This window comes from Klebsiella sp. 10982, assembly GCF_048589245.1.
Classification (GTDB): Bacteria; Pseudomonadota; Gammaproteobacteria; order Enterobacterales; family Enterobacteriaceae; genus Klebsiella; species Klebsiella quasivariicola.
Genome location: NZ_JBMAXV010000005.1, coordinates 76,529 through 90,815 on the forward strand (window position 1 = coordinate 76,529; position 14,287 = coordinate 90,815).

The following is a 14,287-nucleotide window of genomic DNA, read 5'->3' on the forward strand; positions in this document are numbered from 1 at the left end:
CTGTTCCTCTTTACGCAGGTGGCCGGACGCGGCGCGTGGCCGGCTAATCAGGAAATTATTTACGTCACAGGAAAATGGCGCAAGCATTGCTGTAGATATAGGGACGGAGAGAGGAATTACAAGGCCTGCCGGAACCGACAGGCCTGAAGGGATCACGGCTGATAGATACCCACGCCAAGATCGTTCTCTTTACGGGTGCGGGCAATCACTGATTCGGGTGATTCAGCGATACGCAGACCCATCTCCGCTTCGGTACGCACGATTTTGCCGCGCAGCGAGTTGGTATACACATCGACAATTTCGACATCGACAAACTTACCGACGAGATCCGGTGTGCCTTCGAAGTTGACCACCCGGTTGTTCTCCGTACGCCCGGAGAGCTCCATGATGTTCTTCCGCGAGGTACCTTCCACCAGAATGCGCTGTACCGTGCCGAGCATGCGCCGGCTCCAGGCCATCGCCTGCTGGTTGATACGCTCCTGCAGAATATACAGACGCTGTTTTTTATCGGCCTCGGGCACGTCATCGACCATATCCGCTGCCGGAGTACCCGGGCGAGCGGAGAAGATAAAGCTGTAGCTCATATCGAAATTGACGTCGGCGATAAGCTTCATGGTCTTTTCGAAATCGTCTGTGGTTTCGCCGGGGAAGCCGACAATAAAGTCAGAGCTTATCTGAATATCCGGGCGCGCCTCACGCAGCTTGCGAATAATCGCTTTGTACTCCAGCGCGGTATGGGTGCGTCCCATCAGATTCAGCACCCGGTCAGAACCACTCTGCACCGGCAGGTGCAGGAAGCTCACCAGTTCCGGCGTATCGCGATAGACCTCGATGATATCGTCGGTAAATTCGATCGGGTGGCTGGTGGTGAAGCGAATACGGTCGATACCGTCGATGGCGGCGACCAGACGCAGCAGATCGGCAAAGCTGCCGGTGGTGCCATCGTAATTCTCACCGCGCCAGGCGTTCACGTTCTGGCCCAGCAGATTGACCTCACGCACTCCCTGCGCCGCCAGCTGGGCGATTTCAAACAGGATATCGTCGCACGGACGGCTGACCTCTTCCCCGCGGGTGTACGGCACCACGCAGTAGGTGCAGTATTTGTTGCAGCCTTCCATAATCGAAACAAAGGCGGTAGGGCCTTCGGCGCGCGGTTCTGGCAGGCGATCGAATTTTTCAATTTCCGGGAAGCTGATATCAACCACCGGGCTGCGGTTGCCGCGCACGGCGTTAATCATCTCCGGCAGGCGGTGCAGGGTTTGCGGCCCGAAAATAATATCGACATAGTGCGCGCGCTGACGAATATGGTCCCCTTCCTGGGAAGCCACGCAGCCGCCAACGCCAATAATCAGGTCCGGATTTTTCTCTTTCAGCAGCTTCCAGCGGCCAAGCTGATGGAAAACTTTTTCCTGGGCCTTCTCACGAATTGAGCAGGTATTGAGCAACAGCACATCTGCTTCTTCCGCCACTTCGGTCAGTTGATACCCATGTGTCGCATCCAGCAGATCGGCCATCTTTGATGAATCATACTCGTTCATCTGACAGCCCCAGGTTTTAATATGGAGTTTTTTTGTCATTGACTTGCTCATGCTCAGTAATAGATATCCAAAACGCGGGGATATATACAGGGTGAATTTCGCTTTCCAGGGCGCGTATTGTAATGCTTTGGTCGCCCCCTGACCAGTGCGAGCGTTATCACCGCAAGAGGGCGAAAAATCCGGTAAACTTAACGGATTCTGTTTTAAGGATAATAGCCATGACAATTCACGCAACAGATGTCGCCATCGTGGGCGGCGGCATGGTCGGCGGCGCCCTGGCGTTAGGGCTGGCGCAACAGGGATTTACCGTGACGGTGCTTGAGAAAACGGCGCCTCCGGCTTTCGAACCGGCATCCACCCCGGATGTGCGGATCTCGGCGATCAGCGCGGCCTCTGTCGGCCTGCTGAAGAGCCTCGGCGTCTGGGATGCGGTGCGGGCGATGCGCGTCCATGCTTACCGTCGTCTGGAGACCTGGGAGTGGGAGAGTGCGCACGTCGCCTTTGACGCCGCAGAGCTCAAACTGCCGGAACTGGGCTACATGGTCGAGAACAAGGTTCTGCAATGGGGCTTGTGGCAAGCGCTGGCGGCGCATGAAGGGGTCACCCTCCGCGTCGGCGACGAACTGGAGGCGATGCAGCGCGGCGAGGCGCATACTGCGCTGCATTTACGCGAGGGCGAGGCGATCCACGCCCGGCTGGTTATCGGCGCCGACGGCGCCAATTCCCAGGTGCGGGAGATGGCCGGCATCGGCGTACACGCCTGGCAATATCAGCAGTCCTGTATGCTGATCAGCGTCGAATGCGCCGACGATCCCGGCGATAGCACCTGGCAGCAGTTTACCCCCAGCGGGCCGCGCGCCTTCCTGCCGTTGTTTGACCGCTGGGCCTCGCTGGTCTGGTACGACACGCCAGCGCGGATCCGTCAGCTGCAGAGCATGACCATGACGCAGCTCCAGCAGGAGATCGCCAGTCACTTTCCGGCGCGGTTGGGACGAGTAACGCCGCAGGCGGCCGGCGCCTTTCCGCTCACCCGGCGGCATGCGCTGCAGTATGTCCAGCCGGGACTGGCGCTGGTAGGCGATGCGGCGCACACCATTCATCCGCTGGCGGGGCAGGGGGTTAACCTTGGCTATCGCGATGTGGATGCCCTGCTGGCGATCCTCGCTGAATCCCGCGGCCGCGGCGAAGACTGGGCCAGCCTGCCGGTGCTGAAGCGCTACCAGGCGCGGCGGCGGGCGGATAATTTTATTATGCAGTCGGGAATGGATCTGTTTTATGCCGGTTTCAGCAATGACCTGGCGCCGGTGCGGATGCTGCGCAATATCGGCCTGATGGCGGCCGAACGTGCCGGAGTATTGAAGCGTCAGGCGCTGAAGTATGCGTTAGGTTTGTAAAAGTGGTTTCCCGGGCAGGGGCGTAGCAGAAAGCCCCTGCCCGACAGTCAGTGCTGTGTAAGCATGCCTGAACGCCAATAGCAAAAAAGCCCACCGAAGTGAGCTTTTTTGCATTTAAGTGGCTGGGGTACGAGGATTCGAACCTCGGAATGCCGGAATCAGAATCCGGTGCCTTACCGCTTGGCGATACCCCAATTGTCTGTTGCGCTTTACCGTAACTACCCCGGTTGAGGGCAACAGTGCGTTCATTGCTGAACGACTTTTTAATTTGGCTGGGGTACGAGGATTCGAACCTCGGAATGCCGGAATCAGAATCCGGTGCCTTACCGCTTGGCGATACCCCAACAAATTTTTTACGGATTTATCGATGTGTATCGATACGTCCTGAATATGGTGGCTACGACGGGATTCGAACCTGTGACCCCATCATTATGAGTGATGTGCTCTAACCAGCTGAGCTACGTAGCCAAATTGTCTTACTGCTTCTTCGATGGCTGGGGTACCTGGATTCGAACCAGGGAATGCCGGTATCAAAAACCGGTGCCTTACCGCTTGGCGATACCCCAATACCGTCGCGGTTAACCGCAAATATCGAAGAAATATGGCTGGGGTACCTGGATTCGAACCAGGGAATGCCGGTATCAAAAACCGGTGCCTTACCGCTTGGCGATACCCCATCCGTACAACGCTGACTGGTGAATGGTGCGGGAGGCGAGACTTGAACTCGCACACCTTGCGGCGCCAGAACCTAAATCTGGTGCGTCTACCAATTTCGCCACTCCCGCAAAAAAGATGGTGGCTACGACGGGATTCGAACCTGTGACCCCATCATTATGAGTGATGTGCTCTAACCAGCTGAGCTACGTAGCCATCTTTTTTCGCGTAACCTTATCGGCGTTGCGGGGCGCATTATGCGTATTGGGCCTGCGAGCGTCAACCTCTTTTTCAAGGAAAATCGTTGTAATGTGACTGTTTGGTTAGGTTGCGAACAGCTCGCTGCAATATTCGGCAATTATTGGTTATTTATCGTTTTTCAGCGGCATAAATCCTGCAAAAAGAAAACGGACCCCGGAGGGTCCGTTTCGCGTGTCACCGCCCGTCAGGGCTTATTTGTAGGCCGACTGGTGGACGCCTACCGCACGGCCCGACGGATCGTTCATGGTCTTGAACGCTTCATCCCACTCAATGGCTTTCGCAGAAGAGCAGGCCACCGACGGACCGCCAGGCACACACTCCGCCGCGCTTGGCAGTGGGAACAGTTCTTCGAAGATCTCGCGGTACAGATAGCCTTCTTTGGAGGTCGGCGTGTTGTACGGGAAGCGGAAGCTCGCCGTTTCCAGCTGCTGATCGCTGATCTGCTTCGCGGCCACTTCTTTCAGCGTATCGATCCAGCTGTAGCCGACGCCGTCAGAGAACTGCTCTTTCTGCCGCCAGGCGACGCTGGCCGGCAGGTAAGATTCAAAGCATTCGCGCAGGATGTGTTTTTCCATTTTGCCGTTGCCGCACATCTTATCCTGCGGGTTAATGCGCATCGCCACGTCGAGGAATTTCTTATCGAGGAACGGTACGCGGGCTTCCACGCCCCAGGCGGACATCGCTTTGTTGGCGCGGGCGCAGTCAAACATATGCAGCGCCTGCAGCTTACGCACCGTCTCTTCGTGCAGTTCTTTGGCGTTCGGCGCCTTATGGAAGTAGAGGTAGCCGCCGAACACTTCGTCCGAACCTTCGCCGGAAAGCACCATTTTGATGCCCATGGCTTTAATTTTACGCGACATCAGGTACATCGGCGTCGAGGCGCGAATGGTGGTCACATCGTAGGTCTCGATGTGATAGATAACGTCGCGGATCGCATCCAGCCCTTCCTGCACCGTAAAGTGAATTTCATGATGCACGGTACCGAGGTGGTTGGCCACTTCCTGCGCCGCTTTCAGGTCAGGAGAACCTTCCAGACCAACCGCGAAGGAGTGCAGCTGCGGCCACCAGGCTTCGCTACGCTCCTGATCTTCGACGCGACGGGCGGCGAATTTCTTGGTGATAGCCGAGATGACCGATGAATCCAGACCACCGGAGAGCAGCACGCCGTAAGGCACGTCGGACATCAGGTGGCTTTTTACCGACTCTTCCAGCGCCTGGCGCAGCTCGTTTTTATCAGTAACGTTGTCTTTCACCGCGTCGTAATCGAACCAGTCGCGCTGATAGTACTGACGAATTTCGCCGTCTTTGCTCCACAGGTAGCTACCCGCCGGGAACTCTTTAATGGTGCGGCACACCGGCACCAGCGCTTTCATTTCGGAGGCGACATAGAAGTTGCCGTGTTCGTCATGACCCATGTACAGCGGAATAATACCGATATGGTCGCGGCCAATTAAGTACGCGTCTTTTTCGCTGTCGTACAGGGCGAAGGCGAACATCCCCTGCAGGTCGTCGAGAAACGCCGGACCTTTTTCCTGATACAGCGCGAGGATTACTTCGCAGTCGGAACCGGTCTGGAACTGGTAGCGATCGCCATATTCCGCGCGCAGCGCCTGATGATTGTAGATCTCGCCGTTAACGGCCAGCGCATGGGTTTTTTTGGCGTTGTACAGCGGCTGGGCGCCGGCGTTGACGTCGACAATCGACAGGCGTTCGTGCGCCAGAATCGCTTTGTCGCTGGCATACACGCCAGACCAGTCCGGACCGCGGTGGCGCATGAGGCGGGAAAGCTCCAGCGCCTTTTTACGCAGCTCGCCTGCGTCAGTTTTAATATCCAGTACGCCAAAAATAGAACACATAGCCTTCTCCATTACCCTGTCGTGTTTGATGTTGTGCTGGCTTCGTCTCGTGGCGAAGCCTGAGTGCGTGCTTAAGAAAATGCCGTAAAGGGGGAGCAGGCGCAAGGGTTTTGCGGCCGGAAAAAGAAAAAACGCAACTGCGATTGTTGAATAGTGAAAAAAGAGTATCTTTTGAACGCCTTTATTGAGGAATTCGTATTTATAGGCCGTTTTTATTAGATGGAGTAATTCTGATGGGCGCTATAAATAAAAAACCACGTCCTGAGACGTGGCGGGTATTAGAAAAGATCGATTTCCGCGACGGAAGGGTAAATCCACGATGGGCGGAACGGCATGCTGTCGATGTCGTCGAGGGTGGAGACGCCGGAGAGCACCAGAATGGTCTCCAGCCCCGCCTGGAAGCCGGCCAGTATGTCGGTGCGCAGGTTATCGCCGACGATCACCGTCTGCTCGGAGTGAGCCTGCATTTTATTCAGCGCTGAACGGATGATCCACGGGCTCGGTTTGCCGACGTAAAACGGCTTACGGCCGGAGATCTTCTCGATCCCGGCACACAACGCGCCGCAGGCCGGGTAGAAGCCGCGACCGTGCGTATCCGGGTTGGTGGCAATGAAGCGGGCGCCGTTGGCGACGAAGAAGGCGGCCTTATGCATCATTTCCCAGTTAAAGGAACGCGTTTCCCCGACGATGACAAAATCCGGGTTCACATCGGTAATGGTAAAGCCAGCTTTGTACAGCTCGTGGATCAGCGCGCCTTCTCCCACCACGTAGGCTTTTTTGCCTTCCTGGCGACGCAGAAAATCGGCGGTGGCCATCGCTGAGGTGTAAAAGGCGCTATCCGGCACATCGATGCCGGCGGTGGCGAAACGGTTCGCCAGATCCTGGCCGGTTTGCGACGGGTAGTTGGTCAGCATTACCAGCGGCATGCCTTTATCGAGGATGCGTTTGATAAACTCGGCAGCGCCGGGAACGGCGACGTTATCGTGCATCAGCACGCCGTCAATATCACAAATTATGTTTTGAATGGTCATGGTGGGTCCAGAATCATTAACAAAGACGAAACTATACGCGTCATCGATGAGGTTTCCCACCTCTGACGGGCGAGGCCCGCCAGTGTCAGGGTGACGCGCTATCAGAAAAGGGGCGATTAGCTCTCAAGCAAACGCTGCAGTAATGTGCCGTTGAGCATGGCGCGTTTGACCAGCGCGAAGGCGCCAATCGCAGAACGGTGATCGAGGGTAGAGCGTACCACCGGCAGGTTCTTACGAAACGCCTTCAGCGCCTGGGCGTTAATGCAGCCTTCAATGGCCGGAAGAAGGACCTTTTCAGCTTCCACTATTTCGCCGGCGACAACAATTTTTTGCGGATTGAACAGGTTAATCGCGATGGCGATCGTTTTGCCGAGGTGACGGCCCACGTACTCGATCACCTCACAGGCCAGGGCATCGCCCTTATTAGCCGCTTTGCAGATGGTTTTGATCGTGCAGTCATCCTGCGTCAGGCGGCTCTGGTAGCCCTGCTCCAGCAGGTGGCGAACCCGCTGTTCGATGGCGGCATTGGCCGCGACGGTCTCCAGACAGCCGAAGTTGCCGCAGTGGCAGCGCTCGCCCAGCGGGTCGACCTGAATATGGCCAATCTCGCCGACATTGCCGTTACGGCCAATAAAAATGCGCCCGTTGGAGATGATCCCCGCCCCGGTACCGCGGTGTACGCGCACCAGAATGGAATCTTCGCAATCCTGGCTTGCGCCAAAATAGTGCTCGGCCAGCGCCAGGCTGCGGATATCGTGTCCAACAAAACAGGTGACGTTGAAGCGTTTTTCCAGCGCCCCGACCAGCCCCCAGTTTTCCACTGCAATATGCGGCATATAGCGGATCACGCCGCTCTCCGGATCGACCAGCCCCGGCAGAATGACCGAAATGGCGATAAGCTCGCGGATTTTGCGCTGACAGTTTTCAATAAAGGTGGCGATGATATTCAGCAGGGCGTGTTCCAGCGTTTCCTGGGTGCGCTCGGGCAGCGGGAAGTGCTCCTCTTCCAGCGTCTTGCTGCTTAAATCATAGAGGGTCAGAGTGGCGTCATAGCGACCAAGGCGCACGCCAATGGCGTTGAAGTTGCGGGTTTCTGCGATGATGGAGATGGCGCGGCGGCCGCCGGTGGAGGCCTGCTGATCGACTTCTTTGATCAGGCCGCGCTCAATAAGCTGACGCGTGATTTTGGTCACGCTGGCAGGGGCAAGCTGGCTTTGTTCCGCGATCTGAATGCGCGAGATAGGCCCATGCTGGTCAATCAGGCGGTACACGGCCGCGCTGTTCAGTTGTTTTACGAGGTCAACGTTACCAATTTGAGCTTGTCCGCCTGCTGTCATACTTTTACTTACTCAGTGACGACCTCGTTACCATTAACGATGGTCTTGGTGATTTTATAATCGCGGGTAAAGGCGGTCAGGTTAGCGACCATGCCAGGCGCAATGCTGCCAAGCTGCTTGTCCACACCAATGGCGCGCGCCGGATAGAGCGTGGCCATGCGTAGTACTTCGTCCAGTGCGACGCCGCAATGCTCAACGAGATTACGTACCCCTTCAATCATGGTCAGTGAAGAGCCGCTGAGTGTGCCGTTTTCATCCACGCACAACCCATTGCGGTAGTATATTGTTTTCCCGGCAAAAATGAACTGGTCAATATTCGCCCCCGCCGGTGCGGTGGCGTCGGTGACCAGGCACAGTTTGTCGCCTTTCAGACGCTTGGCGTTGCGCACGTTGGCGTAATCGACATGCATCCCGTCGACAATGATACCGCAGTAGACATCCGGCTCGTCAAAAATCGCCCCGGCCAGACCCGGTTCGCGGCCGGTAATGTACGGCATCGCGTTATACAGGTGGGTGGCAAAGGTAATGCCTGCGCGGAAGCCGACTTTCGCCTCTTTCAGCGTGGCGTTGGAGTGGCCGGCGGAGACAACGATCCCGGCGGCAACCAGTTTGCGGATCACCTCTGGCTCAACGCGTTCCGGGGCGAGGGTGACTTTGGTGATCACATCGGCGTTGTCGCACAGGAAATCAACCAGCGCGGCGTCCGGTTTACGCACGTAGTCCGGGTTGTGGGTGCCTTTCTTGACGATATTCAGCCACGGACCTTCCAGATGCAGACCCAGCGCCTGGTTCGGGTGTTTTTGCAGGTATTCCCGCATCACGCGAACCCCTTGTTTCATCAGGTCGTCGCTGGAGGTAATCAGCGTCGGCAGGAAACTGGTGCAGCCCGAACGTTCATTCGCCTTCTGCATAATCTCCAGTGTTTCAACGGTAACCGCCTCTGGGCTGTCGTTAAACTGCACGCCACCGCAGCCGTTCAGCTGGACGTCGATAAAACCGGGGGCGATTATTGCGCCGTTCACTGAGCGCTGCTCGATGTCTGACGGCAAATCCGCCAGCGGACAGAGACGTTCGATAAGGCCATTAGCGATAACAACCGCATGGTCATCGAGAATTTCATGACCGGTATAAACCCGGCCCTGGGTTAATGCATACATTACGACCCCCGGTATATACGCCTCATCACGCCAGCAATCGCTCTTTTGCCGCCGGCCTGATGTTGCATACAAAGAAAAAAGATGGTCCCGCGCAACGCCGCGGGACGCGACTACATTACAGACCTTTAATATTTTCAGCTTCTAATTCGTTGAAATATTTCAGGGTCTTCACTTTCAGCTCCATAGTGGACGGCTCGTCGCAGACGATCACCGCTTTCGGATGCAGCTGCAGACAGGTAATGGTCCACATATGGTTGACGTTACCCTCTACCGCCGCCTGCAGCGCCAGCGCTTTCTGATGACCCAGCACCAGAATCATCACTTCTTCTGCATCCAGCAGGGTACCCACGCCGACGGTCAGCGCATATTTCGGCACCAGATCCACATCGCCATCGAAGAAGCGGGAGTTTGCCACGCGGGTATCATGGGTCAGGGTTTTGATACGGGTGCGGGACGCCAGCGAAGAGGCCGGTTCGTTAAACGCGATGTGACCATCGTTGCCCACACCGCCCATGAACAGGTGGATTTTACCGTAGGAACGAATTTTTTCTTCATAGCGACGGCATTCCGCATCGATGTCTGGCGCGTTACCATTCAGCAGGTTGATATTTTCTGCCGGAATATCAACGTGGTCAAAGAAATTACGGTGCATGAAGCTATGATAGCTTTCCGGATGCTCTTTCGGCAGGCCAACATATTCATCCATGTTAAAGGTGACGACATGTTTGAAGCTAACCTGGCCTGCTTTATGCATCTCAACCAGCGCTTTGTAGGCGGTCAGCGGGGTGCCACCGGTCGGCAGACCCAGTACGAACGGGCGGTCCGCGGTCGGCTTGAATGCATTAATACGGTTAACGATGTGGCGGGCAGCCCATTTGCCGACCTGCTCAGCGGTTACCAGGGGGATCAGTCTCATTCTTCACCTCTATAGTTAAAGTAGAATCTGGCGGATTGGCGCCAGCACTCTGAGGAGAGTATTGCAGCAACTGCGCCGACCGGGGTCAATCCGTGTTGATTTTTTGAATGATAAAATAAGTTTTCGATGTTAGCCAGTATAAGGCAGGGGGGAATACGATATTTGGTGATAATAGTCACAAAAAATACCCTTTTAATTTGCGATACGAATTAATTTTTCACACACTTTGCCGGTAAGTGATAAAACCGACCTTGTTACACAATAAAAAAGTGGCTTTGAAAATGAGCCTCATTGGGGTCTCATAGGGGGAATAAGATGAATATTTTAGGTTTCTTTCAGCGACTGGGTAGGGCGTTACAGCTCCCTATCGCAGTGCTGCCGGTCGCGGCATTGCTGCTGCGCTTCGGGCAACCAGACCTGTTGAATGTACCCTTCATCGCGCAAGCGGGTGGGGCGATCTTTGATAATCTGGCGCTGATCTTCGCAATTGGTGTGGCATCAAGCTGGTCCAAGGATAACGCCGGTTCGGCGGCGCTGGCCGGTGCGGTGGGGTATTTCGTGATGACCAAAGCGATGGTCACCATTAACCCGGAAATTAACATGGGCGTACTGGCCGGTATTATTACCGGTCTGGTGGCAGGTGCGGTATACAACCGCTGGGCCGGCATCAAGCTGCCGGATTTCCTGAGCTTCTTCGGCGGCAAACGCTTCGTGCCGATCGCCACCGGCTTCTTCTGTCTGATCCTCGCGGCGATCTTCGGCTACGTCTGGCCGCCGGTGCAGCACGCTATCCACTCTGGCGGCGAATGGATCGTCTCCGCAGGGGCGCTGGGTTCCGGTATCTTCGGTTTTATCAACCGTCTGCTGATCCCAACCGGTCTGCATCAGGTGCTGAACACCATCGCCTGGTTCCAGATTGGTGAGTTCACTAACGCCGCAGGCGCTGTGTTCCACGGCGACATCAACCGCTTCTACGCCGGTGACGGCACCGCGGGGATGTTCATGTCCGGCTTCTTCCCGATCATGATGTTTGGTCTGCCGGGTGCGGCGCTGGCGATGTATCTGGCAGCACCGAAAGCGCGTCGTCCGATGGTCGGCGGTATGCTGCTGTCTGTTGCTATCACCGCGTTCCTGACCGGGGTAACCGAGCCGCTGGAATTCCTGTTCATGTTCCTGGCTCCGCTGCTGTACCTCCTGCACGCAGTCCTGACCGGGATCAGCCTGTTCATCGCAACGGCGCTGGGGATCCATGCGGGCTTCTCCTTCTCCGCGGGTGCAATTGACTATGTGCTGATGTACAGCCTGCCGGCGGCCAGCAAAAACGTCTGGATGCTGCTGGTGATGGGCGTGGTGTTCTTCTTCGTCTACTTCCTGCTGTTCAGCGCGGTGATCCGCATGTTCAACCTGAAAACGCCGGGTCGTGAAGACAAAGCCGCTGACGTGGTAACGGAAGAAGCGAACAGCAACACCGAAGAAGGTCTGACCCAGCTGGCGACCAACTACATCGCAGCCGTAGGCGGTACCGATAACCTGAAAGCTATTGATGCTTGCATCACCCGTCTGCGTCTGACCGTCGGCGACTCGGCGAAAGTCAACGATGCCGCCTGTAAACGTCTCGGCGCGTCCGGGGTGGTGAAACTGAATAAACAAACGATCCAGGTTATCGTCGGTGCGAAAGCAGAGTCTATCGGCGATGAGATGAAAAAAGTGGTCACTCGCGGTCCGGTCGCTGCAGCCGCCCCGGCTGGCGACGTCGCCACCGCAGCGCCAGCGGCTAAACCGCAGGCAGTCGCGAACGCGAAGACCGTTGAGTCGCTGGTGTCGCCAATTACCGGTGACGTGGTGGCCCTCGAGCAGGTGCCGGATGAAGCCTTCGCCAGCAAAGCCGTCGGCGACGGCGTCGCGGTGAAACCGACCAGCAATATCGTGGTCGCGCCGGCTGCGGGTACCGTAGTGAAAATTTTCAACACCAACCACGCGTTCTGCCTCGAAACCAACAACGGTGCGGAAATCGTTGTTCATATGGGCATCGATACCGTGGCGCTGGAAGGCAAGGGCTTCAAACGTCTGGTGGAAGAGGGCGCGGAAGTGAAGGCGGGTGAGCCGATTCTGGAAATGAATCTGGACTTCCTCAACGCCAACGCGCGTTCAATGATAAGCCCGGTCGTCTGCAGCAACAGCGATGACTACAGCGCGCTGGTGATACTGGCGAGCGGTAAGGTCGTTGCCGGCCAGACGCCGCTATATGAGATTAAAGGCAAGTAAGGCTCCTGAGTCGAGTTTATGCCTCAGCGGCGAAGGGAAACCTTCGCCGCTTTTTTTTCCAGCAATCGGCCCCATAATCCTCTTCTGATACCTATTTTACGTAACTAATAGTTGTCACTACGCCCTGCTTGTAAGATCATGTGCCGTTATACGTTGTTTACGCTTTGAGGAACCCGTGATGAGTGAGGCAGAAGCCCGCCCGACTAACTTTATCCGTCAGATCATTGATGAAGATCTGGCTACCGGTAAGCATACCACCGTTCACACCCGCTTCCCGCCGGAGCCGAACGGTTATCTGCACATTGGCCATGCGAAATCCATCTGCCTGAACTTCGGCATCGCCCAGGATTACCAGGGCCAATGCAACCTGCGTTTCGATGACACCAACCCGGTGAAAGAAGATATCGAATACGTGGAGTCGATTAAAAACGACGTGCAGTGGTTAGGTTTCCACTGGTCCGGGGACGTTTGCTACTCGTCTGATTATTTCGATCAGCTGCATCAGTATGCGGTTGAGCTTATCAACAAAGGGCTGGCCTACGTTGATGAACTCTCTCCTGATGAGATCCGTGAATATCGCGGCACCCTGAAAGCGCCGGGTAAAAACAGCCCGTATCGCGATCGCAGCGTAGAAGAGAACCTGGCGCTGTTTGAAAAAATGCGCAGCGGCGGTTTCGAAGAGGGCAAGGCCTGTCTGCGTGCCAAAATCGATATGGCGTCGCCGTTTATGGTGATGCGCGATCCGGTGCTGTACCGCATTAAGTTCGCTGAGCATCATCAGACCGGCAACAAATGGTGCATCTACCCGATGTACGACTTCACCCACTGCATCAGCGATGCGCTGGAAGGCATTACTCACTCGCTGTGTACCCTGGAGTTCCAGGACAACCGCCGCCTGTACGACTGGGTGCTGGACAACATCAGCATCCCGGTGCATCCGCGTCAGTATGAATTTTCGCGCCTGAATCTCGAATACACCGTGATGTCCAAGCGTAAGCTGAACCAGCTGGTGACCGAGAAGCACGTGGAGGGCTGGGATGACCCGCGCATGCCGACCATTTCCGGTCTGCGTCGTCGTGGCTACACCGCTGAATCCATCCGCGAGTTCTGCAAGCGCATCGGCGTGACCAAACAGGACAACACCATCGAGATGGCGTCGCTGGAATCCTGCATTCGCGAAGATCTGAACGAAAACGCCCCGCGCGCGATGGCGGTGATCGATCCGGTGAAACTGGTTATCGAGAACTATCCGCAGGGCGAAAGCGAAATGGTGGCGATGCCGAATCATCCGAACAAGCCGGAGATGGGCAGCCGCGAAGTGCCGTTCAGCGCCGAAATCTGGATCGACCGCGCGGACTTCCGCGAAGAAGCTAACAAGCAGTACAAGCGTCTGGTGCTGGGTAAAGAAGTGCGTCTGCGCAATGCCTACGTGATCAAAGCGGAACGCGTAGAGAAAGATGCCGAAGGCAATATCACCACCATCTTCTGCACCTACGATGCCGACACCCTGAGCAAAGACCCGGCCGACGGCCGCAAGGTCAAAGGCGTGATCCACTGGGTGAGTGCGGCGCATGCGCTGCCGGTGGAGATCCGTCTCTACGATCGTCTGTTCAGCGTACCAAACCCGGGGGCGGAGGAAGATTTCCTCGCGGTGATCAACCCGGAGTCGCTGGTGATCAAACAAGGTTACGCCGAACCGAGCCTGGCGCAGGCTGAAGCGGGTAAAGCTTACCAGTTTGAGCGTGAAGGATACTTCTGCCTCGACAGCCGCTATGCAACCGCAACCAGTCTGGTGTTCAACCGCACCGTCGGCCTGCGTGATACCTGGGCGAAAGCAGGGGAATAACGTCTCCGCCATGAAAAGCGTCGCATTGTGCG

General features: G+C 56.3%; 9 protein-coding genes and 7 tRNA genes. 3 read left to right on the forward strand and 13 right to left on the reverse strand.

Annotated features, from left to right (window positions below):
* Positions 1-152: 152 nt before the first annotated feature.
* Positions 153-1,577 (reverse strand): tRNA (N6-isopentenyl adenosine(37)-C2)-methylthiotransferase MiaB, encoded by a 1,425-nt coding sequence (miaB, locus tag ACKLKD_RS06010; RefSeq protein ID WP_025711850.1) that lies wholly within the window; start codon positions 1,575-1,577, stop codon positions 153-155.
* A gap of 179 nt (positions 1,578-1,756) precedes the next feature.
* Here miaB and ubiF point away from each other — a divergent pair, with 179 nt between their 5' ends.
* Positions 1,757-2,932: a 3-demethoxyubiquinol 3-hydroxylase gene (gene ubiF, locus ACKLKD_RS06015; RefSeq protein WP_025711848.1), complete on the forward strand. Its 1,176-nt coding sequence runs from the start codon at positions 1,757-1,759 to the stop codon at positions 2,930-2,932.
* 119 nt (positions 2,933-3,051) lie between these two features.
* Here ubiF and ACKLKD_RS06020 read toward each other — a convergent pair.
* From ACKLKD_RS06020 to nagB, 12 genes are all read right to left on the reverse strand, one after another.
* Positions 3,052-3,126 (reverse strand) — tRNA-Gln (locus tag ACKLKD_RS06020).
* 75 nt (positions 3,127-3,201) lie between these two features.
* A tRNA-Gln gene (locus ACKLKD_RS06025) sits at positions 3,202-3,276 on the reverse strand.
* Positions 3,277-3,323: 47 nt separating this feature from the next.
* Positions 3,324-3,400 (reverse strand) — tRNA-Met (locus tag ACKLKD_RS06030).
* Between the two features lie 23 nt (positions 3,401-3,423).
* Positions 3,424-3,498, reverse strand: a tRNA-Gln gene (locus ACKLKD_RS06035).
* 36 nt (positions 3,499-3,534) lie between these two features.
* Positions 3,535-3,609 (reverse strand) — tRNA-Gln (locus ACKLKD_RS06040).
* A gap of 23 nt (positions 3,610-3,632) precedes the next feature.
* Positions 3,633-3,717, reverse strand: a tRNA-Leu gene (locus tag ACKLKD_RS06045).
* Positions 3,718-3,725: 8 nt separating this feature from the next.
* Positions 3,726-3,802, reverse strand: a tRNA-Met gene (locus ACKLKD_RS06050).
* Positions 3,803-4,038: 236 nt separating this feature from the next.
* Entirely contained in the window at positions 4,039-5,703 is a 1,665-nt protein-coding gene (gene asnB / locus ACKLKD_RS06055; protein ID WP_025711847.1) for an asparagine synthase B, read from the reverse strand.
* A gap of 278 nt (positions 5,704-5,981) precedes the next feature.
* The gene (locus ACKLKD_RS06060; RefSeq protein ID WP_025711845.1) at positions 5,982-6,734 is read right to left on the reverse strand and encodes an HAD-IIA family hydrolase; all 753 of its coding nucleotides are present in this window, start codon (positions 6,732-6,734) and stop codon (positions 5,982-5,984) included.
* Positions 6,735-6,850: 116 nt separating this feature from the next.
* Positions 6,851-8,071 (reverse strand): DNA-binding transcriptional regulator NagC, encoded by a 1,221-nt coding sequence (nagC, locus tag ACKLKD_RS06065; protein ID WP_025711844.1) that lies wholly within the window; start codon positions 8,069-8,071, stop codon positions 6,851-6,853.
* A gap of 8 nt (positions 8,072-8,079) precedes the next feature.
* The gene (gene nagA / locus ACKLKD_RS06070; protein WP_080897279.1) at positions 8,080-9,228 is read right to left on the reverse strand and encodes an N-acetylglucosamine-6-phosphate deacetylase; all 1,149 of its coding nucleotides are present in this window, start codon (positions 9,226-9,228) and stop codon (positions 8,080-8,082) included.
* Between the two features lie 115 nt (positions 9,229-9,343).
* Entirely contained in the window at positions 9,344-10,144 is an 801-nt protein-coding gene (gene nagB, locus ACKLKD_RS06075; RefSeq protein WP_012542446.1) for a glucosamine-6-phosphate deaminase, read from the reverse strand.
* 315 nt (positions 10,145-10,459) lie between these two features.
* Here nagB and nagE point away from each other — a divergent pair, with 315 nt between their 5' ends.
* Positions 10,460-12,409 (forward strand): PTS N-acetyl glucosamine transporter subunit IIABC, encoded by a 1,950-nt coding sequence (nagE, locus tag ACKLKD_RS06080; RefSeq protein ID WP_087806420.1) that lies wholly within the window; start codon positions 10,460-10,462, stop codon positions 12,407-12,409.
* A 178-nt stretch (positions 12,410-12,587) separates the two neighbouring features.
* Entirely contained in the window at positions 12,588-14,255 is a 1,668-nt protein-coding gene (glnS, locus tag ACKLKD_RS06085) for a glutamine--tRNA ligase (protein WP_087806418.1), read from the forward strand.
* The last annotated feature ends 32 nt before the right edge of the window (positions 14,256-14,287 follow it).

What these genes read in the sequence shown, in the direction of transcription:
- miaB (WP_025711850.1), bottom strand. Translation starts at nt 1,577, where the DNA reads ATGACAAAAAAACTCCATATTAAAACCTGGGGCTGTCAGATGAACGAG.
- ubiF (WP_025711848.1), top strand. Translation starts at nt 1,757, where the DNA reads ATGACAATTCACGCAACAGATGTCGCCATCGTGGGCGGCGGCATGGTC.
- asnB (WP_025711847.1), bottom strand. Translation starts at nt 5,703, where the DNA reads ATGTGTTCTATTTTTGGCGTACTGGATATTAAAACTGACGCAGGCGAG.
- ACKLKD_RS06060 (WP_025711845.1), bottom strand. Translation starts at nt 6,734, where the DNA reads ATGACCATTCAAAACATAATTTGTGATATTGACGGCGTGCTGATGCAC.
- nagC (WP_025711844.1), bottom strand. Translation starts at nt 8,071, where the DNA reads ATGACAGCAGGCGGACAAGCTCAAATTGGTAACGTTGACCTCGTAAAA.
- nagA (WP_080897279.1), bottom strand. Translation starts at nt 9,228, where the DNA reads ATGTATGCATTAACCCAGGGCCGGGTTTATACCGGTCATGAAATTCTC.
- nagB (WP_012542446.1), bottom strand. Translation starts at nt 10,144, where the DNA reads ATGAGACTGATCCCCCTGGTAACCGCTGAGCAGGTCGGCAAATGGGCT.
- nagE (WP_087806420.1), top strand. Translation starts at nt 10,460, where the DNA reads ATGAATATTTTAGGTTTCTTTCAGCGACTGGGTAGGGCGTTACAGCTC.
- glnS (WP_087806418.1), top strand. Translation starts at nt 12,588, where the DNA reads ATGAGTGAGGCAGAAGCCCGCCCGACTAACTTTATCCGTCAGATCATT.